Annotated in this window: 2 pseudogenes; both read left to right on the forward strand. The window is 82.3% G+C overall.

Annotation, left to right across the window (positions count from 1 at the left end):
- Nucleotides 1-641: pseudogene (locus tag PYV61_RS25635) on the forward strand (type II secretion system protein GspK); the annotation flags it as partial.
- A gap of 17 nt (nt 642-658) precedes the next feature.
- A pseudogene (locus PYV61_RS25640) lies at nt 659-1,108 on the forward strand (hypothetical protein); the annotation flags it as partial.

Below are 1,108 nucleotides of genomic sequence, written 5' to 3' on the forward strand. Positions count from 1 at the left end.
CGCGCTACGCCGCCGAGAGCGGGGTGGACGCGACGCCGGCGTCGCTGGAGGGCGCGCCCGCCCGCGCAGGCGACGGACCGGCGCGCGAGGCGCTGCTGATCGGCGCCGAGCGCGCGCTCGCGACGCCGACCCAGCGCGCGCTCGGCGAGGCGCGATTCCAGGTGGCGGTGGTGGACGCGAGCGCGCGCCTCGACCTGAACCTGGCCGGGGAGGAGGCGCTGGCGGCGCTGTTCGCGCGGGCGGGGGCGCCGGACGGCGGGATCGGCGCCGCGCGGGCGGTGCAGCGCTGGCGCGGCGCCGAGGGGGCCCGCGCCTCGCGCTCCGGCCCCTCGGGGGCGCGGCGGCGGCGCGACCTGCGGGCGGTCGATGACCTCGCGCGGGTGCCGGGCGTCTCTCCAGCGCGGGCGCGCGCGGTCGCGCCGTACGTGACGGTGGACGGGGACGGGCGGGTGAACGAGGCCGCCGCCCCGCCGCCGGTGCGCGCGGCCGCGCGCGGCGAGCGCGTGGCGGCGCCGACCCGGCTGCTCGTGGTGAGCCGCGGGTGGCTCGTCGGCTCGCCGCTCACGCACGAGATTCAGGCGGTCTACGCGGTGCGCGGCGACCGGCTGGCGTTCGTGCGCTGGCGCGAGCGCGTCCTCTGACCTCCCTCCGCTTCCGGATGCCCGACCGCATCGGCCTCGAGCTGCTCGCCGACCGCGTGCGCGCCGCCGCGCCCGGCCGCCGCGGGCGGGGCGCGCGCGCGACGGCGGAGGTGGCGTGGGACCCGGAGCGCCCCGAGGCCGCGGTGGCCGAGCTGCGGGCGCGCCTCGGCGCGGCGCGCGGGCTCGGGATCGCCGTGGGGCTCGCGTTCCTCGACGTGCAGCGCGTGGCGCTCCCGCCGGTGCGCGGCGACGCGCGGCGGCGGATGATCGCGCTCGACCCGTCGCGCACCTTCCCGCTGCGCGAGCCGGTGGTGGTGGCGCTGGCCGACGACGCGCCCCCCGCGGCCGCCGACCGCGGCGAGCCGGCGTTCGCGCTGTCGCGCGAGCTGCTGCGGCGGTGGGCGGCGGCGTTCGAGGCGTGGGCGCCGGTCGAGAGCGTGGAGCCGGCGCCGGCCGCGCTGGCGCAG

This window comes from Roseisolibacter sp. H3M3-2 (assembly GCF_029211165.1).
Lineage (GTDB): Bacteria > Gemmatimonadota > Gemmatimonadetes > Gemmatimonadales > Gemmatimonadaceae > Roseisolibacter.